This window comes from Teichococcus oryzae (assembly GCF_008386565.1).
GTDB lineage: Bacteria > Pseudomonadota > Alphaproteobacteria > Acetobacterales > Acetobacteraceae > Pseudoroseomonas > Pseudoroseomonas oryzae.
The window spans coordinates 765207-789928 of record NZ_VUKA01000001.1; the positions used below are offsets into that span (position 1 = coordinate 765207).

Annotated in this window: 24 protein-coding genes; 16 read left to right on the plus strand and 8 right to left on the minus strand. The window is 69.6% G+C overall.

All coding sequences use genetic code 11. The features are described from left to right. Positions 1-99 precede the first annotated feature (99 nt). Positions 100-339: a YMGG-like glycine zipper-containing protein gene (locus tag F0Q34_RS03525; protein ID WP_149810726.1), complete on the plus strand. Its 240-nt coding sequence runs from the start codon at positions 100-102 to the stop codon at positions 337-339. A gap of 43 nt (positions 340-382) precedes the next feature. On the opposite strand, the gene F0Q34_RS21720 is transcribed toward F0Q34_RS03525, so the two are convergent. After that, complete coding sequence (locus tag F0Q34_RS21720; protein WP_161600767.1) at positions 383-559, minus strand: hypothetical protein; 177 nt, start codon at positions 557-559, stop codon at positions 383-385. A 586-nt stretch (positions 560-1145) separates the two neighbouring features. On the opposite strand from F0Q34_RS21720, the gene F0Q34_RS03530 reads away from it, so the two are divergent. The 6 genes from F0Q34_RS03530 (at position 1146) to F0Q34_RS03555 (ending at position 11001) form a co-directional block, all read left to right on the plus strand. Continuing rightward, positions 1146-2291 carry an imelysin family protein gene (locus tag F0Q34_RS03530; RefSeq protein ID WP_149810727.1) on the plus strand — a complete coding sequence of 382 codons (1146 nt, stop codon included), beginning with the start codon at positions 1146-1148 and terminating at the stop codon, positions 2289-2291. A 97-nt stretch (positions 2292-2388) separates the two neighbouring features. Further along, positions 2389-3042: a carbonic anhydrase gene (locus F0Q34_RS03535; protein WP_149810728.1), complete on the plus strand. Its 654-nt coding sequence runs from the start codon at positions 2389-2391 to the stop codon at positions 3040-3042. Positions 3043-3183: 141 nt separating this feature from the next. Further along, positions 3184-4716, plus strand: a complete 1533-nt coding sequence (locus F0Q34_RS03540) for a glucan biosynthesis protein (RefSeq protein ID WP_149810729.1) — start codon at positions 3184-3186, stop codon at positions 4714-4716. After that, positions 4704-6845: a glucans biosynthesis glucosyltransferase MdoH gene (mdoH, locus tag F0Q34_RS03545; RefSeq protein WP_149810730.1), complete on the plus strand. Its 2142-nt coding sequence runs from the start codon at positions 4704-4706 to the stop codon at positions 6843-6845. Before F0Q34_RS03540 ends, mdoH begins: the two co-directional genes overlap by 13 nt. Before the next feature lie 76 nt (positions 6846-6921). Continuing rightward, complete coding sequence (locus tag F0Q34_RS03550) at positions 6922-8343, plus strand: M20 family metallopeptidase (protein WP_149810731.1); 1422 nt, start codon at positions 6922-6924, stop codon at positions 8341-8343. Between the two features lie 186 nt (positions 8344-8529). Then, positions 8530-11001: a cellulase family glycosylhydrolase gene (locus tag F0Q34_RS03555; protein ID WP_149810732.1), complete on the plus strand. Its 2472-nt coding sequence runs from the start codon at positions 8530-8532 to the stop codon at positions 10999-11001. An 11-nt stretch (positions 11002-11012) separates the two neighbouring features. Here the strand turns inward: F0Q34_RS03555 and F0Q34_RS03560 are convergent, their stop codons facing one another. Then, positions 11013-11345 (minus strand): DUF1491 family protein, encoded by a 333-nt coding sequence (locus tag F0Q34_RS03560; RefSeq protein WP_149811251.1) that lies wholly within the window; start codon positions 11343-11345, stop codon positions 11013-11015. Positions 11346-11485: 140 nt separating this feature from the next. On the opposite strand from F0Q34_RS03560, the gene F0Q34_RS03565 reads away from it, so the two are divergent. Then, positions 11486-11677, plus strand: coding sequence for a hypothetical protein (locus F0Q34_RS03565; RefSeq protein ID WP_241665300.1), 192 nt, complete (start codon positions 11486-11488; stop codon positions 11675-11677). Between the two features lie 25 nt (positions 11678-11702). Here F0Q34_RS03565 and F0Q34_RS03570 read toward each other — a convergent pair whose 3' ends face one another. Continuing rightward, positions 11703-12224, minus strand: coding sequence for a cytochrome b (locus F0Q34_RS03570; RefSeq protein ID WP_149810733.1), 522 nt, complete (start codon positions 12222-12224; stop codon positions 11703-11705). Positions 12225-12268: 44 nt separating this feature from the next. Here F0Q34_RS03570 and F0Q34_RS03575 point away from each other — a divergent pair, with 44 nt between their 5' ends. Then, positions 12269-13207 carry a DUF429 domain-containing protein gene (locus F0Q34_RS03575; RefSeq protein ID WP_149810734.1) on the plus strand — a complete coding sequence of 313 codons (939 nt, stop codon included), beginning with the start codon at positions 12269-12271 and terminating at the stop codon, positions 13205-13207. A gap of 10 nt (positions 13208-13217) precedes the next feature. On the opposite strand, the gene F0Q34_RS03580 is transcribed toward F0Q34_RS03575, so the two are convergent. Next, on the minus strand, positions 13218-14195 hold the full coding sequence (locus F0Q34_RS03580) for a ketopantoate reductase family protein (RefSeq protein ID WP_149810735.1): 978 nt from the start codon (positions 14193-14195) through the stop codon (positions 13218-13220). A gap of 65 nt (positions 14196-14260) precedes the next feature. Continuing rightward, a complete protein-coding gene (locus tag F0Q34_RS03585) occupies positions 14261-15460 on the minus strand; it encodes a M20 metallopeptidase family protein (protein WP_149810736.1) in 1200 nt (399 codons plus the stop codon). Positions 15461-15882: 422 nt separating this feature from the next. Here F0Q34_RS03585 and F0Q34_RS03590 point away from each other — a divergent pair, with 422 nt between their 5' ends. The 4 genes from F0Q34_RS03590 to F0Q34_RS03605 all read left to right on the plus strand — a co-directional run bounded on the left by F0Q34_RS03590 (position 15883) and on the right by F0Q34_RS03605 (position 20275). Continuing rightward, on the plus strand, positions 15883-16476 hold the full coding sequence (locus F0Q34_RS03590) for a hypothetical protein (RefSeq protein WP_149810737.1): 594 nt from the start codon (positions 15883-15885) through the stop codon (positions 16474-16476). Between the two features lie 12 nt (positions 16477-16488). Then, positions 16489-17991 (plus strand): tripartite tricarboxylate transporter permease, encoded by a 1503-nt coding sequence (locus tag F0Q34_RS03595; RefSeq protein ID WP_149810738.1) that lies wholly within the window; start codon positions 16489-16491, stop codon positions 17989-17991. A 132-nt stretch (positions 17992-18123) separates the two neighbouring features. Next, on the plus strand, positions 18124-19557 hold the full coding sequence (locus F0Q34_RS03600; RefSeq protein WP_149810739.1) for a mannose-1-phosphate guanylyltransferase/mannose-6-phosphate isomerase: 1434 nt from the start codon (positions 18124-18126) through the stop codon (positions 19555-19557). Between the two features lie 109 nt (positions 19558-19666). Further along, complete coding sequence (locus tag F0Q34_RS03605; protein ID WP_149810740.1) at positions 19667-20275, plus strand: hypothetical protein; 609 nt, start codon at positions 19667-19669, stop codon at positions 20273-20275. Between the two features lies 1 nt (position 20276). On the opposite strand, the gene gluQRS is transcribed toward F0Q34_RS03605, so the two are convergent. After that, positions 20277-21131 (minus strand): tRNA glutamyl-Q(34) synthetase GluQRS, encoded by an 855-nt coding sequence (gene gluQRS, locus F0Q34_RS03610; RefSeq protein ID WP_149810741.1) that lies wholly within the window; start codon positions 21129-21131, stop codon positions 20277-20279. A 65-nt stretch (positions 21132-21196) separates the two neighbouring features. Here gluQRS and F0Q34_RS03615 point away from each other — a divergent pair, with 65 nt between their 5' ends. Both F0Q34_RS03615 and F0Q34_RS03620 read left to right on the plus strand, forming a co-directional pair. Then, positions 21197-21865 carry an alpha/beta hydrolase gene (locus tag F0Q34_RS03615; RefSeq protein WP_149810742.1) on the plus strand — a complete coding sequence of 223 codons (669 nt, stop codon included), beginning with the start codon at positions 21197-21199 and terminating at the stop codon, positions 21863-21865. A gap of 168 nt (positions 21866-22033) precedes the next feature. Beyond that, positions 22034-22603, plus strand: a complete 570-nt coding sequence (locus F0Q34_RS03620; RefSeq protein ID WP_370751024.1) for an HNH endonuclease — start codon at positions 22034-22036, stop codon at positions 22601-22603. Here F0Q34_RS03620 and F0Q34_RS03625 read toward each other — a convergent pair. After that, positions 22600-23058 (minus strand): disulfide bond formation protein B, encoded by a 459-nt coding sequence (locus tag F0Q34_RS03625; protein WP_149810743.1) that lies wholly within the window; start codon positions 23056-23058, stop codon positions 22600-22602. The two genes, F0Q34_RS03620 and F0Q34_RS03625, sit on opposite strands and share 4 nt — an antisense overlap. A 23-nt stretch (positions 23059-23081) precedes the next feature. Next, complete coding sequence (gene cysE / locus F0Q34_RS03630) at positions 23082-23948, minus strand: serine O-acetyltransferase (protein WP_149810744.1); 867 nt, start codon at positions 23946-23948, stop codon at positions 23082-23084. A gap of 144 nt (positions 23949-24092) precedes the next feature. Between cysE and F0Q34_RS03635 the strand changes: the two genes are divergently transcribed. Continuing rightward, positions 24093-24716: a glutathione S-transferase family protein gene (locus F0Q34_RS03635; RefSeq protein WP_149810745.1), complete on the plus strand. Its 624-nt coding sequence runs from the start codon at positions 24093-24095 to the stop codon at positions 24714-24716. The last annotated feature ends 6 nt before the right edge of the window (positions 24717-24722 follow it).

Below are 24722 nucleotides of genomic sequence, written 5' to 3' on the forward strand. Positions count from 1 at the left end.
GCTCAAGCTGCAATCGGTGGTGCCTGGGCAACCTTTCCCGCCCTGGTTGCGTTGAAGCCACAGCGTCACCCTAACCAAAACCGAAGGAGCATCGTCATCATGCGCAAGTCGACTCTGGCCCTTTTGGCGGCGGCCGGGCTGGGCCTTGGCGCCTGTGGCTACAGCACCGGCGACCGGGCGGCCTCGGGCGGCCTGCTTGGCGCAGGCACCGGCGCCGCGATCGGCTCCTTTTCGGGCAATGCCGGCGCCGGGGCGCTCATTGGCGGTGCCGCGGGCGCGGCGGGCGGCGCGCTGACCGGGCCGGACACGGTGAATCTGGGCCGCCCCGCCTGGCGCTGAGCCGAGGCCCATCCCGCCGGGCCGGAAGTGCCGGCCGCTGCCGTCAGGCGGCGCGCGACCGCGCGCCGTCATCCTGGCGGAGCGGCTGCATCGCCCGGCGCACCTGGCGCTCAAGCTCGGTCAGGCTTTCGGATTCGGCGCCGTCGGCCGACAAGGCCTGAGGGGCCACTGCGCGGAACCGCCAGCCAGGGCGGCAGCAAACGGCGATGGCGACCCCCATGAAGCGGCCTCCAACATCCAAAGGCCGGGAACGGATCATCGCGCGGCGCCCACTTCTTGAGCCAGCTATGACGGGAAGCGGGGAAATGATGGTTCCATTTCCCTTCCGCAATGCATGGCTTCGCCGGCCACCCAGACCGTAGACGCATGCATGGGCCCGTGTCCGTGGCAGAAACGCCGGAGCTTCCGGGATGCCCGTCCCCGGGAGCGGCGAACAGCCGCATGATGGGCATGACCATCTCACGCACGGCAGCCGCCGGCATATCCTGGACGGAACCGGGCCGGTGGCCGATGGACAGGGCCCGTGACGGACGGCTGCTGCGCCCGGATGCCCGGGGCGGGGACCGTCATCGAGGCGGCCTCTGAGGGCGCCCCTGGCGCCGGATCATGGCGGAACCGCCCACATGGGAATGCGCCACCATTCCCAATGGGGCATCCGGCCCGAGGCATGTGGAAATTGTTCGGGCTTTGTGGCGCCCGGGCTGCCCGGCAGGCGTTTCCCCCGCCTTCATCCTGCGGCATGATGGTCCGATCCGGCACCCGGCCATCCGGCGTCTCCTGTCGCCGGCCGAGAAGGGGCGCGCAACATGAATCGTCATCCCTATCCCCCGCCGGAGGCGCCGGTCCCGCGCGCCGGGCGCCGCGCCATCCTGCTGCTTCCGCCCGCCCTGCTCGCGGCCCCAGCCCATGCCGCGCCGGACGACGCCATCCTGCGCGCGCTCAACCGCGCCCTGGTGGAGCAGGTGGTGCTGCCCGGATACCGGCGCTTCACCTCGGTCACCGCCAATCTGACGGCGCGGCTCGATGCCTTGTCGCGCGCTCCCGGCGAGGCGCAGGCGCTGGAATCCGCGCGACAGGGCTTCGCCGACACCCTGCTGGCCTGGGAAGGGGTGCAGCATATCCGCTCCGGCCCGGCCGACCTGTTCAGCCGCCATGCCCGCATCCAGCTCTGGCCCGACCCGCAGGACAGGGTGAGCCAGGATCTGGAGCGCGCCATCGCCCAGCGTGACACCAGCCTGCTGGAGATCCGCTCCACCGCCCTCAATGCCGTCAGCGTGCAGGGCCTGCCCGCGCTGGAACGGTTGTTGTTCGGCGAGGGTGCGGCGGAGGCCCTGGCGGCCGGGGATGCCGGCGCGGGTTATCGCGCCGCTCTGCTGCGGGCGATCGGCGGCAACCTCGCGGCGCTGGGGCGGGACCTTCTGGCCGGCTGGACCGGCGGGGAAGCGCCGCACGCCGTCGCGCTGGCCGAGCCGCGGGCGCCCTATGCCACGCCGCAGGATGCGACGCTGGACCTGTTGCGCGCGCTGCATGCGGCCGTTGCCGCGGTGGCCGACCGGAAGCTCGGGCCGGCGCTGGGGGCGGGCCCGGCCGAAGCGCGGCCAAAGGCGCTGGAATGCTGGCGCAGCCGGCTTTCGGGCCAGGCGATCCGCGCCAATGTCGATGCGGCGGCGGCGATGGTGCTGCAAGGCTTCGCGCCGGCCCTGGACAGCAGCGGGGAGGGGGCGCTGGCGGCCACGCTGCGCCAGGCCTGCGCGGAGCTCCAGCGGATCGCGGGCAGCCTGCCCCTGCCGCTGGAGGACGCCATCCAGCACGAGGCGGAGCGTGAACTGCCGCTGCGGCTGCAAGGTGAGGCGGCTGCCCTGAAGGTCATGCTGGCGCAGCGCGTGCCGCCCCCGCTCGGCCTGTCCGGCATCGCCGAGCCGCTGGAGAACGCGGCCAATCCGCCGCCCTGATCGACAAAGGAGGCCGCATCAGGGTTTTGCGTCGCAGCATGAGGCGCTAGGAACCCGTTCCGGAACACTTGGCAGAGCTTGAGCGGAGAACCCGAGGATGGACACAAAGCCCGCGCCCCTGGATGCCGCCCCCGGACTTGAGGACCTGTTCGCCGGCTACCAGCGCTTCCGCAAGGATATCTGGCCGGAGCGCCGCAAGCTGTTCGAGACGCTGGCACGGAACGGGCAGAGCCCGACGGCCCTGGTGATCGCCTGTTCCGACAGCCGCGTCGATCCGGCCATGGTGTTCAACGCGGCGCCGGGCGAGCTGTTCATCGTGCGCAACGTCGCCAACCTGGTGCCGCCCTACAAGCCGGATGGCGATTTCCACGGCACCTCCGCCGCTATCGAGTTCGCCGTGTCCGTGCTCGAAGTGCCGCGTGTCATTGTGCTGGGTCACGCCATGTGCGGCGGTGTCAGGGCGCTGCTCAATGGCTTTCCCGCCGAGGCGCGCGACTTCGTGGAACCCTGGATGACCGGCATCGCGGCCGAGGCGCGCCGCCGCACCCTGGCCTGCACCCCCGCCGCGGAAGATGCCCAGGCCCAGTGCGAGCTGGAAACGGTGAAGCTTTCCCTCCGCAACCTGCTGACCTTTCCCTTTATCGCCGATCGCCTCGCCGCCGGCCGCCTGACGCTGCATGGCGGCTCCTTTGATATCCGCACCGGCATCTGGTCACGGCTGGTGGATGATCAATTCATCCCAATGGCCTGAAAAAGCTTGGTTTTCGCCGCGGGGCTAGGCCCTGATCGGCTGGGGGCACCCCGATGGGCGGCGTGGCGCAACTGCCACGCCGTGCCTGCGTTGACCCGTCGCCCCGCATTGCATTGTTGTTCCCGAGGAGACCCGGCTGCCGTGAATCGCCGCGACGCCCTGCTTGCCACCTTATCGCTTTCCGCCCTGACCCTGGCGGAGAAGCCGGCCCACGCGGCGGCGCCACAGCTTCTGGCCAGTCCGGAGCCGACCCGCTTCGATGGCGGCACGGTGCGGGAAATCGCGCGGCAGATCGCCCAGGCCCCCTTCAAGGCGCCGCCCGACGACCTTCCGGCGGTGCTGAAGGATCTGACCTACGACCAGTATCGCGACATCCGCTTCAACCCGGATCGCGCCTTCTGGCGGCAGGACGGGCTGCCCTTCCAGATGCACCTGTTTCACCGCGGCTTCCTCTACAAGCCGAAGATCGACATCTACGATGTGCGCGACGGCATGGCGCATCCAGTGCTGTACGATCCCGCGCTGTTCACCTTCCAGAACCTGGAACGGCCCGAGCCCGGCAATCTCGGCTTCGCGGGCTTTCGCCTGCACGCACCGCTCAACCGTCCCGATTATTTCGACGAGGTCTGCGCCTTTCTGGGTGCCAGCTATTTCCGCGCCGTGGCCAAGTCGCAAATCTACGGCCTGTCGGCTCGTGGCCTGGCGATCGGCACGGCCGATCCGAAGGGCGAGGAATTCCCGCTGTTCCGCGCCTTCTGGGTGGAACGGCCGCGCCCTGGCGTGAATGCCGCGCAGGTGCACGCGCTGCTCGACAGCCCTTCCTGCTCGGCCGCCTTCCGCTTCGCCATCCGCCCGGGCGAGGTGACGGTGTTCGATGTTGAATCCACCATCTTCCCGCGCACCGACATGCCGACCCCAGGCATCGCGCCGCTGACCAGCATGTTCTGGTTTTCCGCGATGAACCGCGCGGGACGCGATGACTGGCGGCCGGCGGTGCATGATTCCGACGGCCTGCTGCTGTCCACCGGCCGGGGCGAGCGGATCTGGCGGCCGCTGAACAATCCGCGCGACCTGCAGGTCTCCTCCTTCGGGGATGTCAATCCGCGCGGCTTCGGCCTGATGCAGCGCCGCCGGGATTTCAGCAGCTACGAGGATCTGGAGGCGCGCTACGAGAAGCGGCCGAGCCTGTGGATCGAGCCGATCGGCGACTGGGGGGAGGGCGTCGTGCAGCTGGTGGAGATCCCCACCACCGGCGAGATCCATGACAACATCGTCGCCTTCTGGCGACCCAGGGAGCCGCTGCGGGCGAAGGGCGAATACCGCTTCACCTACCGCATGCACTGGTGCGACGAGGCGCCGCGCGATCCTGCCCTGGCGCGCATCGTGGAAGCGCATTCCGGGGCCAACTTCAACAAGGATGGCCGCCAGGTGGTGCTGGACTACAAGGGCGGCACGCTGGACCAGCTCCCGGACGACGCGAAGCCCGAGATCGTCGTCACCACCGATCGCGGCGAAATCCGCAATCCCGTGGCCCAGCGCAATGCCGAAGCCGGCGGGTGGCGCCTGTCCTTCGAGCTGATCCCCGGCAAGGAGCGCGTGGCGGAGCTGCGCGCCGAGCTGCGCCAGGACGGCAAGCCGCTCGCAGAGACGATGCTGTACCGATGGACAGCCTGAGGCCCGATGCCGGCTGGCACGCCCTGCCGCCGGAAGCCCCGCTGCCGATGCCGGTGCAGTCCCTGCGCGAGAAGCCCCAGCGGCGGGAAGGCGGCATGCCGTCCCGGCCAATGGCGCTGTGGCTGCGCCGCCTGCTGGTGATCGGCAGCGCCATCGCGCTCACAGCCTATGGCGCGCGCGAGATGTGGCTGGTGCTGGGCAGCGGCCAGCCGACCTCGCTGCAGGCCTTCGTGCTGGTGCTGTTCGTGGTGCTGTTCGCCTGGATCGCGCTGTCCTTCACCAGCGCCTGCTGCGGCTTCGTCCGCCTGCTGCTGGGGCCGGACCGGCGGCTCGGCATCGCCCCGGACGGGCCGCCGCCCATGCCGGGGGTTCGGACGGCGCTGCTGATGCCCACCTATAACGAGGACCCGGCGCGCATCATGGCCGGGCTGCAGGCGATCCATGAATCGCTGGCCGCGGCCGGCGCGCTGGACCGCTTCGACATCTTCATCCTGAGCGACAGCACCGAGCCTGCCGCCTGGATCGCCGAGGAAGCCGCCTATCTCGCCCTGCGCGAGCGCACGGGGGAGGCGGGCAACATCTTCTACCGCCGCCGTCCCAAGAACACGGAGCGCAAGGCCGGCAACATCGCCGAATGGGTGCGGCGCTGGGGCGGCGCCTATCCGCAGATGCTGGTGCTCGACGCCGACAGCGTGATGGAGGCGGACACCATCCTGCGCCTCGCCGATGCCATGGAGCGGCACCCGGATGTCGGGCTGATCCAGACCCTGCCGATCATCGCCGGCGGCAACACGCTGTTCGCGCGCATGCAGCAATTCGCCGGCCGGGTTTATGGCCCGCTGATCGCGGAGGGCATCGCCTGGTGGCACGGCTCGGAAGGCAATTACTGGGGCCACAATGCCATCATCCGCACCCGCGCCTTCGCCGAGGCGGCGGGGCTGCCCGAGCTGCCGGGGCGCAAGCCCTTCGGCGGCCACATCCTGAGCCATGACTTCGTGGAAGCCGCGTTGCTGCGCCGCGCCGGCTGGGCCGTCCACATGGTGCCGTGGCTGCGCGGCACCTATGAGGAAAGCCCGCCCTCCCTGATGGACCTCGCCATCCGCGACCGGCGCTGGTGCCAGGGCAACCTCCAGCATGCGGGGGTGCTGCCGGCGCGTGGGCTGCACTGGGTGAGCCGGCTGCACCTGCTGACCGGCATCGGCTCCTACATCACCGCGCCGATCTGGCTGGTGTTCCTGGTCTGCGGCGTGCTGCTGGCCATCCAGGCACGCTTCATCCGCCCGGAATACTTCCCGGCGGGGCCGAGCCTTTTTCCGCAATGGCCGGTGGTCGATCCCGTCCGCGCCATGTGGGTGTTCATCGGCACGATGAGCCTGCTGCTGTTGCCGAAGCTGATGGCCTGGTTCGCGCTGCTGTTCCACGCGCGTGACCGGCGCGGCAGCGGCGGCGCCATCCGTGCCTTCCTGTCCATGCTGCTGGAAACCGTGGTGGCGGGCCTGCTGGCCCCGGTCACGATGCTGACCCAGTCCGTGGATGTGGGCGCCATCCTGCTGGGGCGCGATTCCGGCTGGAATGCCCAGCGGCGGGACGATGGCTCCGTTCCCTTCGGGCAGGTGGCGCGGCTTTACTGGAAGCACACCGCGTTCGGCCTCGCCTTTGGCGCTGCCGCCTGGCTGGTGTCGCCCTACCTGGCCTTGTGGATGTCGCCTGTGGTGCTGGGCCTGGCGCTGGCCATCCCGCTGGCGGCCTGGACGGCGCGGCGCGGCGTCGGCATCGGCCTGCGGCGCCTCGGCCTGCTCCTGACGCCCGAGGAGGCGGAGCCGCCGGCCGTGCTGGCCCGCGCCCGCGCCCTTCTGGCCGAATGGCAGGCCCTGACCGCCGAGCGCGACGTGGCGCAACTGTTCCGCGAGCCCCGTCTGCTGGAGGCGCATCGCCGCATGCTGCCGCCGCCACGGCGCCCCCGCCTCGATCCGGTCGACCCCGCCCTGCTGGTCGGGCTGCTGCGGGTGGAGGAGGCGAAGGAACTGGGGGAGGCACTGCGCCTGCCCCGCGCGGAGCTGGCCGCCGTGCTGGCTGATGCGCGCGGCGTGGCGCGCCTGGAGGCGCTCGCCGGCAATGGGGCGGCATAGCCCGCCCCGCCTCTCGACAAGTGCTGGCCAGGGCCGCAGTTTGACTTCCCTGATTGCGCAGCATGGGGAGGTCGCGATGCAGAACAGCGAGGAAATCTGGCGCCTGGTGGATGACCGCAAGGACGCCTTCATCGCCCTGAGCGACCGGGTGTGGGAGATGCCGGAGCTGGCCTATGCCGAGTTCCGCTCCTGTGCCGAGCACAAGAAGGAACTGGAGGCACATGGCTTCCGCCTGACCGAGAACGTCGCCGGCATTCCCACGGCGCTGATGGGCGAGGCGGGGGAGGACGGCCCGGTGATCGCCATCCTCGGCGAATACGACGCGCTGCCGGGCCTGTCCCAGGCGGCGGGCGTCGCCGAGCGGCGGCCCCTGCCGGGCGATGGCGCCGGGCATGGCTGCGGCCACAACCTGCTCGGCGCGGGCGCCATGCTGGCGGCGACGGCGGTGAAGGACTGGCTGGAGAAGAACGGCATCAAGGGCCGCGTCCGCTATTACGGCTGCCCGGCCGAGGAAGGCGGCGCCGCCAAGGCCTTCATGGTGCGCGACGGCGCCTTCAAGGACGTGGACATCGCCATCTCCTGGCACCCCGCGCCCTTTGCCGCGGTGAACGAGCCGAAGTCGCTGGCCAATACCCGCATCGACTTTTCCTTCACCGGCCGCTCCTCCCATGCCGCCGCGGCGCCGCATCTGGGGCGCTCGGCGCTGGATGCGGTCGAGCTGATGAATGTCGGCGTCAACTACATGCGCGAGCACATGCCGTCCGAGGCGCGCATCCACTACGCCTATCTCGATGCCGGCGGCATCGCGCCCAATGTGGTGCAGGGCACGGCCAAGGTGCGCTACCTGATCCGCGCTTCCGACCTGCCGATGCTGGGCGGCTTGGTCGAGCGGGTGCGCAAGATCGCCGATGGCGCCGCGCTGATGACCGAAACCAGCGTTTCCACCCAGGTGGTCTCGGCGGTGTCCAACCTGCTCGGCAACACCCCGCTGGAGCGGGCGATGCAGAACAACATCGAGCGCCTGGGCCCGCCCCCCTTCGATGACGAGGACCGGGCGCTGGCCGCCGAGTTCCAGAAGACCCTGTCGGAGGAGGACATTGCCTCCGCCTTCCGGCGCATGGGCGTGCCGGTGCGGCGCGGCGTGCCGCTGGCGGACGAGGTCATCCCGCTGGAAGCCAAGGGCGCGGCCATGGTGGGCTCCACCGATGTGGGCGACGTGTCCTGGGTGGTGCCCACGGTGCAGGCGCGCGGCGCCACCTATGCCATCGGAACGCCCGGCCATTCCTGGCAGCTGACGGCGCAGGGCCAGTCCCCGCTGGCGCATAAGGGCATGGTCCATGTCGCCAAGATCATGGCCGGCGTTGCTGTGGACGCGCTGCAGAACCCTGCCCTGATTGAGCAGGCCAAGGCCGACCTGAAGGCGCGGACCGACGCCACCCCCTATGTCTGCCCGCTGCCCGACGACCTGTCGCCGCCGATCAAGATGGCCAGCGTGTGAACGATGCGCCGGGCTTCGTTGCGGCGACGAAATTCATTGCCAGTTCCAGGGATATGATCATAATTTCGTGAGTGCGCGCCGCCCCGCCACCGGGGCGGCCAAGCCGCGCCCGCCGAAAACCGGCACCCCTTCTGGCATGACGGGCCAGGGAATGGCGACGCCATTTCCGTCCCGCGGAGAACCAGCGTGCCCTCGACCCTGACCTATTCGGTGCCGAACTCCTGGACCGGCGGCTTTATCGGCAACATGGCCCTGAATGGCGGGGAGGCGGGGCTGGATGGCTGGACCATCGCCTTCGACGCTGGCTTCGCCATCACCAACATCTGGGGTGCCGAGATCGTCAGCCATGTCGGCACGCATTACGTGCTGCGCAACCTGGAATGGAACGCCAAGGTTCCGGCGGGCGGTGGCATCTCCTTCGGTTTCCAGGGCAGCGGCGATGGCGCGGCCACGGCCCTGACGCTGAACGGCGTGGCCCAGGGTGGGACAGTGCCCGAGGCACCGCCGGTGCCACCCGTGATTCGCGTCGGCGGTGGCGAGGCCGCGGAGGCCGATGGAGCCTTGGCTTTCACCGTCAGCCTGGACAAGCCGGCCAGCGGCCCGGTCACCGTGGCCTATGCCACGGCGGATGGCACCGCCCTGGCCGGCTCCGATTATGTCGCCGCGCAAGGCAGCGTGGTCTTCTCCGCCGGGGAGACCAGCAAGACGGTGCGGATCACCCTGCTGGACGACGCCACGCATGAGGGCGCCGAAAGCTTCTCGCTGCTGCTGGCCAACCCTTCCGGCGCCACGCTGGCTCCGGGCGGCCTCGCCATCGGCAGCATCCGTGACGACGATCCGCTGCCCGCGCCTTTGCCGGTCCTGTCGGTGGCCGATGCGGCGGGGCCGGAAGGCAGCCCGGATGACGGCGCCGCCTATGGCTTCTTCAGCACGCGCGGCAACCAGATCGTGGATTCGGCGGGCCAGCCGGTCAGGATCGCGGGGGTGAACTGGTTCGGATTGGAATCCGGCAACCTTGCGCCGCATGGCCTGTGGGCGCGCGGCTACAAGGAGATGATGGAGCAGATGAAGGAGGAGGGCTTCAACACCATCCGCCTGCCATTCTCCTCCGAATTGCTGCACACGGCGCAGCGGCTGAACGGCATCGACTTCTCGAAGAACCCCGATCTGGCAGGCCTCTCGGGCCTGCAGGTGATGGACAAGATCATCGATTATGCCGGGGAGATCGGGCTGCGCGTCATCCTCGACCATCATCGCGGCAGCGCCGGCGCAGGGACCTCGGGCAACGGGCTCTGGTATGGCGAGGGCTATACCGAGGCGCAGTGGATCGCCGACTGGACCATGCTGGCTGGCCGCTATGCCGGCAACGCCACGGTGATCGGCGCCGACCTGCATAACGAACCCTACAACGGCAGTTGGGGCGGCGGGGGCGCGAATGACTGGGCCGCCGCCGCGGAGCGTGCCGGCAATGCCGTGCTGTCGGCCAACCCGGACTGGCTGATCTTCGTGGAAGGCGTCGGCACCTATCAGGGCGAGGGCTACTGGTGGGGCGGCAACCTGATGGGCGTGCGGGACCGGCCAGTGCAACTCGACCTGCCCGGCAAGCTGGTTTACTCCGCTCATGACTATCCCAACTCGATCTACGGGCAGAGCTGGTTCAGCGGCCCAGGATGGGAAAACGAGCTCACCGCCAAGTTCGACGAGATGTGGGGCTACATCTACAGGGAAGGCATCGCCCCGGTTTACTTGGGCGAGTTCGGCAGCAAGCTGGCCGATCCCAAGGACCTGGTCTGGCTGGAAAAGATCACGGCCTATCTGGCGGGCGACCTCGACGCCGATGGCATGCGCGACATTCCCGCCGGCGACCACGGGGTGAGCTGGACCTGGTGGTCCTGGAATCCGAATTCCGGCGACACGGGCGGCATCCTGGCGGATGACTGGGCCACGGTGATCACCGCGAAGACCGCCTGGCTCGACCCGCTGATGGATGATCTCGGCGCCCCGGCGGAGGGCGCCGCCGCTGGCGCGCGGTCGCTGCATTTCGCGGTGACCTTGTCCGCCGCCGCGGCGCAGGATGTGTGGGTGGACTACGCCACCATGCCGGGCACGGCCGACAGCGCGGACTTCACCCCCATCACCGGCACGCTGCATTTCGCGCCGGGCGAGACGGCAAAAACCGTCGCCGTGGTGCTGACCGCCGACAACAGGGTGGAAGGGGACGAGCAGTTCACCCTGCAATTGTCCAACCCCCGCGGCGCGACGGGAGGCCAGCTGACCGGCACGGGCACCATCCGGGATGACGATGCCGCCGCGTCTCCTCCAGTGGTGCCGCCGCCCGAGCCTCCAACTGAGCCCCCGGCAACGGCTGGGCTGGAAGGCAGCTACAGCCTCGCCAATGCGTGGGATGGCGGGTTCCAGGGCAGCGTGGCTGTGCAGAACAACGGCCCGGCGGCGGTGAGCGGCTGGACCCTGCGGCTCGACATGCCGTTCGACATCACGCAGATCTGGAACGCCGAGATCGTTTCGCGCGATGCCGATGGCTATCTCATCCGCAACGCGTCCTGGAACGGCGTGCTGGGGGATGAGCAGACCGCGAGCTTCGGCTTCCTGGGCACCGGCACGGGCCGGGCGAGCGAGGTTGATCTGGTGTTCGGCTGAGCGGGCATGCTCTACAGGATCTTCGCCTCGAAGGGCGGCAGCAGGTCGGGGGCGTCGAATTCCAGCACCCACAGATCCGGGTCGCGCCCGACCTGCCGCTGCACATAGGCATCGGCGTCGGGCTCCGGCACCGGCTCCTTGCCGGTGCCGCGGATCCAGGCGGGCTCGCCCGCCGTGTCGCGGGTCTGGGCCAGCACCACGCAGCCTTCGCGGCCACGGATCAGGCACAGGATGCCGCCGGCATCCGGGTCGCCCTTGCGCAGCACCATGCCGGGCCGCCCGGCGATATCGGCCAGGCGCAGGGCCATCTGCGCCCACAGCCCGGCTTTCACTCTTGCTTCCATGCCGGCCAGGGTGACGTGGCGGCGCCTCGATGCAAGCCGCAAAAACACCTTGCGGCAGACGGGCCGGCGCGTCATCCCACCGGCTGGCGGTGAAGCCTGCGGCGAGGTGTGGAAGAATGGCGGTGAAGGAACAGGTCCGGTTGAGCGAGGGCCAACGGGCCTATGAGGCGAAGCGGGCGGCCAAGGCCGGCGTCAGCCTGGACAAGTGGCTGGCCATGAAGGCGCAGGACCGCGACAAGCTGGCCGCCGCCGCGGCCAAGGCGGCCGAGCCGCCGAAGAAGGCCGGCTTCTTCGCCCGCCTGCTGGAACGCGCCCAGCGCCCGATCAAGTAAGCCCCACCGCACGGGCGGCGCGGCCTCACAGCATGCGCCGCAGCGTGGTGTCCCGCCGGCCGAAATGGTGCCACAGCGCGGCGGCGGCATGCACCGCCACCAGCAGCCCGAGCAACAGGGCGAAGGTCGCGTGCAGGTTGGACAGGGCCGGCGCCCAGGCCTCGCTGCGGCCGATCGGTGAAGGCACCGGGATCACGCCCCAGGCGGTCAGCGGGAAGCCCCAGGCATTGGTGGCCAGAAATCCCACCACCGGCTGCGCGATCAGCAGCGCGTACAGCGCCGCATGGCTGGCGAAGGCCGCCCGCTGGAGCAAGGGCGGCAAGGGCGGCTCGATGGGCGGCGGCGGGTGGCGCCACCGCCAGAACAGGCGGAACAGCGTCAGCAGCAGCAAGGTGATGCCGAGGCTTTCATGGATGTTGTAGAGCCGCAGCTTGAAGGCCTCGGGCTGCGGCTCGAACATCCCGATCCAGATCCCCAGCACCGCCAGAACCAGGATCGCCGCCACGGTGATCCAGTGCAGCCAGCGCGCCGTGCGGGTGTAGCGCATGCCGTTTTCCTCCCGCTCGACGCCGACCGGCCGGAGCGGCGCCGGTGATCGCGGCGCATGCCGATTGGAGCGTCGATCACCGTAAGAATTGGGTGACGCTGGCGTGGCGCAAGGATGGCGGCTGGCTGGCGGCGGCGCCGCGGCCCGTCGGAGAGCCATTGGCGCTGCTGGCCGATCTGCTGCGGGATGGGGAGCCGGTGGCCTTCGGCCTTGACCTGCCGCTGGGCGTGCCGCGCGGCTTCGCCGAAAGCAGGCCCGAGCCGGATTTCCCCGCCTTCCTGCGCGGCCTTGATGCCGGCGATCCATTCTTCACCGTGAATGCCGGGCTGGATACGGTGTCGGCCCTGCGCCCCTTCTACCCGGCGCGCGGGGTGCGCGGCATGACGCGGGCGGCGCATGCGGCGGCGCTGGGCCTGGCCGGCGCGGCGGCGCTGAACCGCTGGTGCGACCTGGCGACCGCCGAGCGCCCGGCCGGCGCGCCGCTGTTCTGGACGCTTGGCGCCAACCAGACTGGCAAGGCCGCCATCGCCGCCTGGCGCGGCTGGCTGTGTCCGGCACTGCGGGCGGGCGCTCCGCTGCGGCTGTGGCCCTTCGCGGGTGGGTTGCACGGGTTGCTGTCGCCCGGCACCGCCGTGCTGGCCGAGGTGTATCCGGCGGAAGCCCTGCGGCATCTGGGCCTGGTCCTGTCCGGCAGCAAGCGCGCGCGGGACACCCGGCAGGCCGCCGGCCCGCCCCTGCGCATCGCCATGCAGCGCCTGGGCGTGCGGCCGGATGCCGCCCTGGTGAGGGCTGTCGAGGATGGCTTCGGCACCGATGCCTATGGGGAGGACCGCTTCGACAGCCTGCTCGGCCTGTTGTGCCTGATCGGGGTGCTGGAGGGCGCCCGGCCGGATTTCGTGCCGGACGATCCCTGGGTGCGGCGCTGGGAAGGATGGGTGCTGGGCCAGACGGCGCTGCCCCAGACCGCCTCACGCAAGGGCTGACCCGGCCGGCTCAGCCGCCGTACAGCCCCGCGGCCCGCGCCGCCTGGGTGGCCAGCGCGACGGACAGGTCCAGCGTCGGCGTTTCCACCCCCGCCATGCGCGCCAGTTCCAGCGGCACGCGGAACAGGGCATCCACCTCCATCGGCCGTCCCAGTTCCAGGTCCTGGAGGATGGAAGGCTTGTGGGCGATCTTGGCCGAGGCGGCGAGGCGCCTGTCCAGGTCGAACTCGAAGCCCTGTCCCAGCGCCGCGGCGATCGCCATGCTTTCCCCCATGGCGCGCCGGATCGCGGCACGCACCACGGGATCGGACAGCGTGCCGGACATGCCCTGGCGCGTCAGGATGGTGAAGGGCCCCTGCGACAGGTTGCCCATCAGCTTCATCCAGATCTCGCGCCGGATCTGCCCGGTCACCTCGCCGGAAATTCCGCCCCTGGTCAGGTAGTCGGCGATGGCCTGGGCGCGCGGGCTGTCGCTGCCATCCACCTCGCCCAGGATGACACGGTTGTTGGCATGCTCCACCAGCACCTGGCCCGGCTCGGTCACGGTGCAGGCGGAATACACCACGCCGCCCAGGGTGCGCCCGACGCCGATGGCGCGGCGCACCGCGTCGCCCGGATCGATGGCGGGCAGGCGGCGGCCCTCCAGCGCCCCGCCATGGCGGTCGAAATACCACCAGGGGATGCCGTTCATCACGAAGGCCACGGTGGTGTCGGGCTTCAGCAGCGGCGCGATGGCCTCGGCCGCCTGCGGGAGGGCGGGCGCCTTCACCGTGACGATCACCGCGTCCTGCGGGCCGAGCTCGGCGGCGGTGCCGGCCTTCGGGTGCACGGTATGGGTGCCGTCCGGCGCCCGGATGGTCAGGCCGCGCGACCGGATCGCCTCCAGCTGCGGACCGCGGGCGACAACGCTGGTTTCGGCGCCGCCCAGGGCCAGCCGCGCCGCCACATGGCCACCGATCGCGCCGGCGCCGAACACACAGATCTTCATGGATCTTACTTCATCCCCAGGGCTGAGGCGGGAAAGGCAGGCGGGAAGGCGGCCAGGGCGCCCGTTCAGCCATGCCGGGACAATAATTCGAGCGCCACGCGCGACAAGGCTTCCGCCCCCACCGGAAGGCATCCCTCATCCGGCTGGTAGAAGGCGTTGTGCAGCCGGTCCTGCCGGCCCGGGGCGGAGGAGCCGATGCGGAGTTGCGCCGCCGGCACGCGCTCGGCGAAGGCGGCGAAATCCTCGGACCCCATGGAGGGCTCGCCTTCCTCCACCAGTGCCTCGCCGAACTGGGCACGGAGGGCGGTCACCGCCGGGTCCAGCACGCGGTCGTCATTGACCAGGGCCGAGATCATCCGGCGATAGGTCAGGCTGGCGCGGACCCGCATGCCCGTCTCGATGCCGCTGACCAGGCGGCGCAGCGCCGCCTCGGCGATGTCGCGCGCCTCGGGATGCAGGGTGCGGATGGTGCCCTTCAGATGCACGCGCTCCGGGATGATGTTGTAGGTCGTGCCCCCGACCGACTGGCCGATCGTGACCACCACGGGTTGCAGCGGCGGCACCTCGCGGCTGACCACCGTCTGGGCCTGGGTCACGAAATGCGCTGCCGCCACGATCGGGTCCACGGCGGCATAGGGATGGGCCGCATGGCCGGACTTGCCCAGCAACTCCAGGTCAAACAGGTCGGAGGCGGCCAGGGCCGGGCCGCGCACAAAGCCGAAGGTGCCGACCGGCATGTCTGGATGGTTGTGGAAGCCTATCGCCATGTCGACGCCTTCCAGGGCGCCATCGGCGATCATGGCGGGGGCTCCTTCCAGGGTTTCCTCCGCCGGCTGGAACACCAGAACCACGCGGCCGGAAAGCTGCGGGGCCAGTTCCTTCAGCATCGCTGCGGCGCCGAGCAGGGTGACCGTGTGCAGGTCATGCCCGCAGGCATGCATCTGGCCGGGAACCGTGCTGGCGAAGGGAAGCCCGGTTTCCTCCTGGATCGGCAGGGCGTCCATGTCCGCGCGCAGCGCCAGCGTGGGGCCGGGGAGGCCGCCCTCGATGATGCCGAGCACGCCAGTGCGGCCAATGCCGCTGCGATGGGGAATGCCCAGCCGCGCCAGCTCCGCCTTCACCACGCCGGCAGTGCGGGTTTCGGCGAAGGCGAGTTCGGGATGAGCATGCAGGTCGCGGCGCAGCTCAACCATCCAGGGGGCCAGCGCAGCCGCCGACTGCCGGAGGCGCGTGGTCGGGTCGTTGATCAAAAATTCGCTCGGCATCGTTCTCGGCTTTCGGATTCAGGCGCCAGAAGAGTGGTGGCCACAGTTTTGTTGTGTCGCAGGACCATGAACTTTGCTCAATTTCGTCCTGTTGGCTTGCCCCTGGGCAGGTCAGTGACATAGGTTGCCGCCGATCGCGTCTGAGGGGGAGGGGCGAAATCGCGGGCTGGCGCGCAGGGGCTTTGTTTTAAGCCGACGCACCAGCACGGGCATGGCAGGGTCCGCAGAGACCATCCAGGCCCGGAATCCAGGCCGCGGTCAGTTACCAATCCCGCATCAAGAGCACTTCCCGCAGGCAGGGGCGGGAGTTGCCTATCGGATGATCGTATCACCCGACCGCTACTGGCCGGGCGATGCGACCATCCTGCATTGTTGGAGAGGGCGCGTGTCTGCCGCACGCAGGGTATCGAGAAAGGACCGGCATGAGGATCAACGCGAAAGATTTCTGGTCGGGGGTGCTGTTGCTCACCCTGGCCGCGGTTGGGCTTTGGCTCAACCTCGACCATACGCTTGGCAGCGCCCGCCGGATGGGCCCCGGCTACATGCCGATGTTGACCTTCTGGCTGCTGCTGGGCCTTGGCGCCATTGTGCTGGGCATTTCGTTCGTCAGCGGCAGTGACCCGCTGGAGAAGTGGGCGAAGCTGGACTTCGTCACCCTGTTTGTCGGCATTGGCGTGACGCTGGGGGCCTATCCGATCATCGCCGCCGTGCCGGGGCTGGCGAACAACTGGTACCCGCTCGGCATCGCGCTGATGCTCGGGCTCGGGGTGATGGCGGTGAGCCCGGGATGGCGCAAGCTGGCGCTGATCCTGGCCGCCATGACGGTGTTCGGCATCCTGCTCGATCAGGGCGGGCTGATGCTGGCGCTGACGGCGCTGATCATCGTTTCCGCCTTCGCCGAACCCAAGCACCGCCCGCTCGGCGTGCTGGGCATGATCGTGTTTCTGCTGGTGCTGTGCTGGTGGGTGTTCATTTACGAGCTGGACATCCGCGTCAACGTCTGGCCGATGTTCTAAGGGCAAGCGACGATGGATCTGCTTATCGCCAACCTGGTGCATGGCTTCGGCGTCGCGCTGAGCCTTGACAACCTTCTGTTCGCGCTGCTCGGGGCCTTTATCGGCACGGCGATCGGCGTGCTGCCGGGCATCGGCCCGGTGGCCACCATTTCGCTGCTGCTGCCGATCACCTTCGGCCAGCCGGCCACCACCGCCATCATCATGCTCGCCGGCATCTATTACGGCGCCCAGTATGGCGGCTCGACCACGGCCATCCTGCTGAACCTACCCGGTGAGGTATCGGCCGTCGTCACCACGCTTGAAGGCTACAAGATGGCCCGCAATGGCCGCGCCGGCGCGGCGCTGGCCATTGCGGCGATCGGCTCCTTCTTCGCCGGCTCGGTGGCGACCATCCTGGTGGCGGCTTCCGGTCCGCTGCTGACCGAGGTCGCCCTGTCCTTCGGCCCGGCCGACTACTTCTCCCTGATGTTGTTGGGCCTGATCATCTCGGCCGTGTTGGCGCAGGGCTCGGTGGTGAAGTCGGTCGGCATGGTGGTGTTCGGCGTGGCCCTCGGCCTGGTCGGCACCGACGTCCAGACCGGCCAGCAGCGCTTCACCTTCGGCGTGCCGGAACTGTCCGACGGCCTCAACTTCGCCGCCATCGCCATGGGCGTGTTCGGCATCGCCGAGATCATCCTGAACCTCGAGCGGCCCGAAGTGCGCGAAGTGCTGACCACCAAGGTGGGCAGCATGTTCCTCACCAAGGAGGAATGGAAGCGCGCTACCCCCTCCGTGCTGCGCGGCACCCTGATCGGCTCGGCGCTCGGCATCCTGCCCGGCGGCGGCGCATCCCTGGCTTCCTTCGGCTCCTATATGATGGAGCGGAAGATGTCTAAGGGCCGCAACGAGTTCGGCACCGGCGCCATCGAGGGCGTGGCCGGTCCGGAAGCGGCCAACAACGCCGCGGCGCAGACCTCCTTCATTCCGCTGCTGACGCTGGGCATTCCGTCCAACGCCGTGATGGCGCTGATGGTCGGCGCGCTGATCATCCAGGGCATCCAGCCCGGCCCGCGCATGGTGGAAGCGCAGCCGGACCTGTTCTGGGGCCTGATCTGCTCCATGTGGCTGGGCAACCTGATGCTGCTGATCATCAACCTGCCGATGATCGGCATGTGGGTGAAGCTGCTGCAGGTCCCCTACAAGTACATGTACCCGGCGATCCTGTCCTTCTGCGCGATCGGCGTGTACTCGATCAACAACAACGTCTTTGACGTGTACCAGACGGTGTTCTTCGCCATCCTCGGCTATGCCTTCGCCAAGCTGAAGATGGAGCCGGCGCCGCTGCTGGTCGGCTTCGTGCTCGGCCCGATGATGGAGGAGCACCTGCGCCGCGCCATGCTGCTGTCGCGCGGCGACCCGATCGTTTTCATCGAGCGGCCGATTTCCGCCGTGCTGCTGGCCATCGCCGCCCTGGCCCTGGGCCTGATGCTGCTGCCCGCCCTGCGTAAGAAGAAGGAAGCCGCCATGGCTGGCTGACCCCGCCATCGGGGTCGCGCCACCAAGGCGAATTCGTTAAACTGTGGGAGCCGTTCCGGGCATTTGCTCGGAACGGCTTTCACTTTTTTGCGGCGCACCGTATTCTTCTCAAAGTTGTGAGGAGCTGGGCTGATGAGCGTGACAGGGCACCCTACTATCGTCCCGGTTGTGTTGTGCGGGGGTACGGGCAGCCGTCTTTGGCCGCTGTCGCGCGAGGGCTTTCCCAAGCAATTCTGGCCACTTCTGTCCCGGAACAGCATGTTGCAGGACACGGTGAATCGCGCTCGCGGCACGGCGTTCGCCAGCCCGCTGGTTGTGTGCAACGAAGCCCATCGCTTCCTGGTGGCCGAGCAGCTGCGGGACGCCGGCATTGCCGAGCCGCGCATCGTGCTGGAGCCGGTGGCCCGCAACAGCGCCCCGGCCATCGCCGCCGCCGCTCTGCTGGCCCATGAGGCCGATCCGCAGGCCTTGCTCTGGCTGATGGCCGCCGATGCCGCCATCGCCGACACCGACGCGCTGCATGCCGCGCTTTCCAAGGCCGCCGCCGCCGCCAGGGCCGGCCGCATCGTCGCCTTCGGCATGAAGCCCACCGCCCCGGAAACCGGCTATGGCTATATCGAGGCCGGCGCGCCCTTGAGCGGGCTGGACGGTGTTTCCGCCATTGCCAGCTTTGTCGAGAAGCCGGACCTCGCCACTGCTAGGACCTATCTGGAGGATGGCCGCCATCTGTGGAATTCCGGCATGTTCGTGGCCACCGCCGCCACGCTGATCGCCGAGCTGGAGCAGTTGGCGCCGGAGGTGCTGGCCGCGGTGCGCGCGGCGGTGCAGGGCGCGACGCGGGACCTGGATTTCGTCCGCCTGGACGCGACGTCCTTCGCCGGCGCGCCGGACATCTCCATCGACTACGCGGTGATGGAGAAAACCGGCCAGAGCGCGGTGGTCCCGGCTTCCCTTGGCTGGTCCGATGTCGGCTCCTGGGCGGCCCTGTGGGAAGTGGCGCCCAAGGACGAGGCCGGCAATGTCGCCCAGGGCAAGGTCGAGCTGTATGACGCCCGCAACTGCTATGTCCGCTCCGAGGGCATGCTGACCGGCGTGGTCGGGCTGAAGGACGCGGTGATCGTGGTCACCGACGATGCCGTGCTGGCCATGCACCGCGACCGCGCGCAGGACGTCAAGAAGCTGCTGGAGCAGCTCAAGGCGAATGGCCACAAGGAAGCCACCGAGCACCGGCGGATGTACCGCCCCTGGGGCCATTACGAGGGCCTGATCAAGGGCGACCGCTTCCAGGTCAAGAAGATCTCGGTCAAGCCGGGCGCCAAGCTGTCGCTGCAGAAGCATTTCCACCGCGCCGAGCACTGGGTGGTCGTCGCCGGCACGGCGATCGTGGAGCGGGACGCGGAACGGATCATGCTGCGGGAGAACGAGTCTATCTATCTCCCGCTGGGCTGCGTCCACCGGATGGAAAATCCCGGCATGATCCCGCTGACGCTGATCGAGGTGCAGTCGGGTTCCTATCTCGGCGAGGACGACATCGTCCGCTTCGAGGACACCTACGGCCGGGCCTGAGAACCGGCTGGCGGGGTTGGCGCCGATGTGGTGCCGGCCCCGCTGAAGCTGGCTTTCCTTCACTCTCCGGAATGCTATGGCCGTGGCAGAGGGGAAAAGGAAGGCTGGCATGAGGCGGTGGATTCATGGCGCGGCACTGGCATCAGCACTGCTGGCTACGGGCGGCGCGGCCCGGGCCGACGACATCACCGAGGGGCTTGATCGCACCCGGCAGCTTTACGAGGCCGGCGATCTGGCCGGGGCGGTCACCGAACTCGGTTTTGCCGTCAGCGCCCTGCACCAGAAGCGCAGCGAGCAGTATTCGAAGCTGTTCCCGCCCGCCCCGGCCGGCTGGACGCTGGGGGAGGCCGAGGACACGGCCGGCAATGCCCTGGCGGCCCAGATGATGGGCGGCGGCGTCATGGTCGCGCGCAGCTACACCCGCGGCGATGACAGCGAGATCAAGGCCACGGTGATCGTGGACAGCCCGCTGATCCAGGCCCTTGCCGCCATGGCGAAGAACCCGGCCATGCTGGGCAGCAACGCCAAGCGGGTGCGCATCGGCGGCGACAACGCCATCCTGGAGCGCGAGGCGGACAGCGACGAAGCCGAGCTGACCCTGGTCCGCAACAATGTCGCGGTGAAGCTCGAAGGCTCCGGCCTGAAGGATGCCGAGATCCTCACGGCGTTGATGAAGGGCTTCGATCTGGCGAAGCTGCAGAACCCGCAGGGGAAGTAACCTACCCCATCGCCAGGGCCCGGACCGCCTCCGGGCTGTGGCCGGCCTCGCGCAGCGCCGCCAGCGTCGGGGCCTTGTCGCGTTTAGACAGCCGCCTGCCATCGGCGCCGAGCAGCAGCGGGTGGTGCCGGTAATGCGGTGCCGGCCAGCCCAGCAAGGCCTGCAACAGCCGGTGCAGGTCGGTGGCGGGGCGCAGATCCACGGCACGCGTCACCAGGGTCACGCCCTGCGACGCGTCATCATGGGTGACGCAGAGATGGTAGGAGGCGGGGATGTCCTTGCGCGCCAGCACCACGTCCCCGAAGCGCGCCGGATCGCAGCGGATGCGGCCTTCGCCCCGTTCGATGAATGAGAGCGGGCCACCAGCGCGCCGTAGGGCCGCAGCCATGTCGAGCCGCAGCGCGTAAGGCTCTCCGGCGGCGATGCGGGCCGATCGCTCCCCGGCCGGCAGGCGGCGGCAGGTGCCGGGATACAACGCCCCGTCCGGCCCGTGGGGCGCATGGCCGATGGCGGCGATCTCCCGCGCGATGTCGGCGCGGGTGCAGAAGCACGGATAGAGCAGCCCGTCCCCTGCCAGCCGGTCCAGCGCCCGGCGGTAATCTGCCAGATGCCGCGACTGGACCCGCACCGGCCCGTCCCAGTCCAGGCCGAGCCAGCGCAGGTCCTCCAGGATGGCCGCGGCGTATTCCGGGCGGCAGCGCACCGGGTCGATGTCCTCGATGCGCAGCAGGAAGCGCCCGCCGGCTTCCCTGGCGCAGCGCCAGCCCATAAGGGCGCTGTGGGCATGGCCCAGATGCAGCCCCCCGGTGGGGCTGGGCGCGAAGCGGGTGACAAGGGCGCGCGGTCTTGCGGGCATGGCCTCCGGCGCGTAGCGGAGGGAAAGGGCGGTGATCAAGCCGGCCCGGGAAGCAGGAGGGCCGCATGGCTGCACTGGAAGGGCCGCGCTGGGGGCCAAGGAGCGGCCATGCGCCGAGGGTGATTGTTGTTCTTCTGCATGGCTATGGCGCCGACGGCAACGACCTGATCGACCTCGCGCCGCACTGGGCGCAGGCGGTGCCGGACGCCCTGTTCATCTCGCCGCATGCCCCTCTGCCCTGCGAGGGCGGGCCCTATGGCCGGCAATGGTTCAGCCTGCAGGATCGGAGCCCGGCCATGTTGCTGGCCGGGGCGCAGGCGGCGCGCCCGCTGCTCGACGAGGCCATAGCCGCGGAATGCGCCGCCGCCGGCCTGCCGGAAACGCATGTGGCCCTGATGGGCTTCAGCCAGGGCGCCATGATGGCGCTGTTCACTGGCCTGCGCCGCCCGGCCGCGCCCGCCGCCATTCTGGCCTATTGCGGCCGGCTGATCGGCGAGGAACTCCTGCCCGCCGAGATCGCCTCCCGGCCGCCGGTGCTGATCGTGCATGGCGAGGTGGATGAAGTAGTGCCGGCGGAGGCCAGCCGCGCCGCCGAGGCCGCGCTGCGCCAGGCCGGCGTGCCAGTGGAGTCGCTGTATGCGCCAGGCCTCGCCCATGGCATCGACGATGCGGGATTGAGCGCCGGCGCCTTGTTTCTGCAACGCGCGGCCGAAGGGCTTTCCCCGCCCGCGTGACGGCTGCGTGAAACCATTATGGGCAGGCATTGCGCCGGCCTTTCCGGACTGGCATGAATTCTGCCGCACACCGGCGGCGCCACGACATCTGGGGCCTGTCGTCCGGTCCGGCCCCAGAGGTTGAGGCGCGGCGCTTGAAAGGAGCGGCGCTTGCCTGACGGGATGTTGATGGGAAGCCAGCCGGGACCGACGGGTGGCTTTCCGGCCTTGGTCTTGAATGCTGATTTCCGGCCGCTGTCGTATTTCCCGCTTTCCCTGTGGTCCTGGCAGGATGCGGTCAAGGCGGTCTATCTGGACCGGGTTTCGGTGCTGTCGGAATATGACGCGGAAGCGCGCTCCCCGCGGCAGGCGATCCGTCTGCCCAGCGTCATCGCGCTGAAGGAATTCATCCCGGCCGCGCGCCGCCCGGCCTTCACCCGCTTCAACGTCTTCCTGCGGGACGGCTTCGCCTGCGTGTATTGCGGCGAGCACCATGCGACGCATGACCTGACCTTCGACCATGTCATTCCCCGCTCGCGCGGGGGGCGGACCAGCTGGGACAACGTCGTCACCGCCTGCGGCCCGTGCAACCTGCGCAAGGGCAACCGCCTGCCGCGCGAGATCCGCATGTTTCCGTACCGCGAGCCGCGCCAGCCCACCAGCTGGGAATTGCAGGAGAACGGGCGCTCCTTCCCGCCCAACTATCTCCACGAAAGCTGGCGTGACTACCTGTACTGGGACACGGAACTGGAGAATTAGCGCCGGCGGCGCGCCGTCCACAGGATGAAGCCCGCGAGGCCCAGCGCATAGGCGAGGTTCATCGCCGCCATCGAGAGCGGGAGGCCCGGGATCAGGAAGGCCGGCTCGTCGCAGGGCTTGTTCGGGCGGGGTGACAATGTGGCCAGCAGATCCTCGACCGAGCGCGCCTGGCCTGCCTGCGGCGCGGCGCAGCCGGGCAGGGGGGAGGGCCACCAGCCGGCCTCGACGCCGACATGAACAAGGGCCACGGCGCCGGAAAACAGAACGGCAAGGGCGGCCAGGGACAGCATCAGCCGGCGGGGCAGCGCCAGCGCCAGCAATGCCAGCATCGCCGCCACCCAGTAGGAGGGGCGCTGCCACAGGCACAGCAGGCACGGGTTGAGGCCGCCCCAGCGCTCCGTCGCCATGGCGAGGAGGGGCGCCGCGGCCGCCAGAAGGGCGATCAGCAGGGGCATCGGCGATTTCCGGGCGTGGCTTGTCAGGCGTGGCCCGGCGGGGCGTCGGCTTCGTCCAGCATCTGGTCCATGCTGCGGGAAGGCTCGGCGCAGCCGGCCTGCCCGACCACCCGTGCCGGAACGCCCGCCACCGTGGTGCCCGAGGGAACCGGCTTCAGCACCACCGACCCCGCGGCGATGCGGGCGCAGGCGCCCACCTCGATATTGCCCAGCACCTTGGCGCCGGCGCCGATCAGCACGCCATGGCGGATCTTGGGATGGCGGTCGCCGCCTTCCTTGCCGGTGCCGCCCAGGGTGACACCCTGCAGGATGGACACGTCATCCTCGATCATCGCTGTTTCCCCGATCACCACACCCGTGGCGTGATCCAGGAAGATGCCGCTGCCGATGCGGACCGCCGGGTGGATATCGACCTGGAACACGACCGAGGCGCGGGATTGCAGCCAGAGCGCCATGTCGCGCCGCCCGTCCTGCCACAGCCGGTGCGCCAGCCGCTGGGTCGAGATGGCGTGGAAGCCCTTGTAGTAGAGCAGCGGCTCCAGGGCCCGTGGGGTCGCGGGGTCGCGGTCCACCACGGCCATGATGTCGCGCCGCACCGCCTCGCGCATCAGCGGGTCGGCGGCCAGCGCGCGCTCCATGGTCCGGCGCAGCAGCGCTTCCGGCAGATCCGCATGGTCCAGTCGGGCGGCGATCCGGCCGGCCAGCGCCGCTTCCAGCGAGTCGTGCTGCAGCACCGCGGCATGAAGGAATCCGGCCAGCTCCGGCTCCCGCTCGGCCGCCGCCGAGGCTTCGCGCTGGACCCGGACCCAGACGGGGTCCAGCACCTGGCTGGGCTGGTGGCTCGCGCTGGCGGGGGCGGCGGGCGGCAGATGCGGCACGGGCTTGTTCATGCGGGCTCCTTGGGGGCCGGCGGCCCGTTGGGCCAGTGACCGGGGGAAAGCTGGCCCCGGCGCCGCGCCGGGTCAAGAATGCCGTCGGCTGGACCGACCGGCGGCAGGCGCATACCGTCCTCCCGATCTGTGGGAGGAAGCGGCATGACCGTGGTCTGGGGGCGCAACAACAGCAGCAACGTCATGAAGTTGTTGTGGTTCTGCGATGAGATTGGAATGGCTCATGAGCGGCGCGACGCGGGCGGCGCCTTCGGGGTGGTGGGGGACGCTTCCTACAAGGCGCGCAACCCGATGTCCCTGGTGCCGACTCTGGAGGAGGCGGATGGCTGGAGCCTGTGGGAAAGCAACAGCATCCTGCGCTACCTGGCCGCCACCCGCCCGGGCGGCGCCGCGCTGCTGCCGGAAGACCCGCGGCGCCGCGCCCAGGTGGAACGCTGGATGGACTGGCAACTCGCCCATCTGACGCCGCCCATGACGGTGATCTTTTTCACCTATGTCCGCATCCCCGAGGCGCAGCGCGACTGGCCGGCGACGGCGGAGGGGCTGAAGCGGGCCACGGCCATGTGGCGGGTGGTGGAAGAACAGCTTTCCGGGCAGGACTATCTGGAAGGCGAGTTCTCACTGGCCGACATCGCGCTCGGCGTCTTTGTTCATCGCTGGTTCGCCCTGCCGGTGGAGCGGCCGGACCTGCCCGCGCTGCGCCGCTGGTATGAGCGGCTGCTGGCCCGCCCCGCCTATGCCCGGCATGTCGCGGGACCCATGAGCTGAAGCGGG

Excerpts from the sequence above, each read along its gene's own strand:
- F0Q34_RS03525 (WP_149810726.1), top strand. The coding sequence starts at position 100 with ATGCGCAAGTCGACTCTGGCCCTTTTGGCGGCGGCCGGGCTGGGCCTT.
- F0Q34_RS21720 (WP_161600767.1), bottom strand. The coding sequence starts at position 559 with ATGGGGGTCGCCATCGCCGTTTGCTGCCGCCCTGGCTGGCGGTTCCGC.
- F0Q34_RS03530 (WP_149810727.1), top strand. The coding sequence starts at position 1,146 with ATGAATCGTCATCCCTATCCCCCGCCGGAGGCGCCGGTCCCGCGCGCC.
- F0Q34_RS03535 (WP_149810728.1), top strand. The coding sequence starts at position 2,389 with ATGGACACAAAGCCCGCGCCCCTGGATGCCGCCCCCGGACTTGAGGAC.
- mdoH (WP_149810730.1), top strand. The coding sequence starts at position 4,704 with ATGGACAGCCTGAGGCCCGATGCCGGCTGGCACGCCCTGCCGCCGGAA.
- F0Q34_RS03550 (WP_149810731.1), top strand. The coding sequence starts at position 6,922 with ATGCAGAACAGCGAGGAAATCTGGCGCCTGGTGGATGACCGCAAGGAC.
- F0Q34_RS03560 (WP_149811251.1), bottom strand. The coding sequence starts at position 11,345 with ATGGAAGCAAGAGTGAAAGCCGGGCTGTGGGCGCAGATGGCCCTGCGC.
- F0Q34_RS03570 (WP_149810733.1), bottom strand. The coding sequence starts at position 12,224 with ATGCGCTACACCCGCACGGCGCGCTGGCTGCACTGGATCACCGTGGCG.
- F0Q34_RS03580 (WP_149810735.1), bottom strand. The coding sequence starts at position 14,195 with ATGAAGATCTGTGTGTTCGGCGCCGGCGCGATCGGTGGCCATGTGGCG.
- F0Q34_RS03585 (WP_149810736.1), bottom strand. The coding sequence starts at position 15,460 with ATGCCGAGCGAATTTTTGATCAACGACCCGACCACGCGCCTCCGGCAG.
- F0Q34_RS03590 (WP_149810737.1), top strand. The coding sequence starts at position 15,883 with ATGAGGATCAACGCGAAAGATTTCTGGTCGGGGGTGCTGTTGCTCACC.
- F0Q34_RS03595 (WP_149810738.1), top strand. The coding sequence starts at position 16,489 with ATGGATCTGCTTATCGCCAACCTGGTGCATGGCTTCGGCGTCGCGCTG.
- F0Q34_RS03600 (WP_149810739.1), top strand. The coding sequence starts at position 18,124 with ATGAGCGTGACAGGGCACCCTACTATCGTCCCGGTTGTGTTGTGCGGG.
- F0Q34_RS03605 (WP_149810740.1), top strand. The coding sequence starts at position 19,667 with ATGAGGCGGTGGATTCATGGCGCGGCACTGGCATCAGCACTGCTGGCT.
- gluQRS (WP_149810741.1), bottom strand. The coding sequence starts at position 21,131 with ATGCCCGCAAGACCGCGCGCCCTTGTCACCCGCTTCGCGCCCAGCCCC.
- F0Q34_RS03615 (WP_149810742.1), top strand. The coding sequence starts at position 21,197 with ATGGCTGCACTGGAAGGGCCGCGCTGGGGGCCAAGGAGCGGCCATGCG.
- F0Q34_RS03620 (WP_370751024.1), top strand. The coding sequence starts at position 22,034 with ATGGGAAGCCAGCCGGGACCGACGGGTGGCTTTCCGGCCTTGGTCTTG.
- F0Q34_RS03625 (WP_149810743.1), bottom strand. The coding sequence starts at position 23,058 with ATGCCCCTGCTGATCGCCCTTCTGGCGGCCGCGGCGCCCCTCCTCGCC.
- cysE (WP_149810744.1), bottom strand. The coding sequence starts at position 23,948 with ATGAACAAGCCCGTGCCGCATCTGCCGCCCGCCGCCCCCGCCAGCGCG.
- F0Q34_RS03635 (WP_149810745.1), top strand. The coding sequence starts at position 24,093 with ATGACCGTGGTCTGGGGGCGCAACAACAGCAGCAACGTCATGAAGTTG.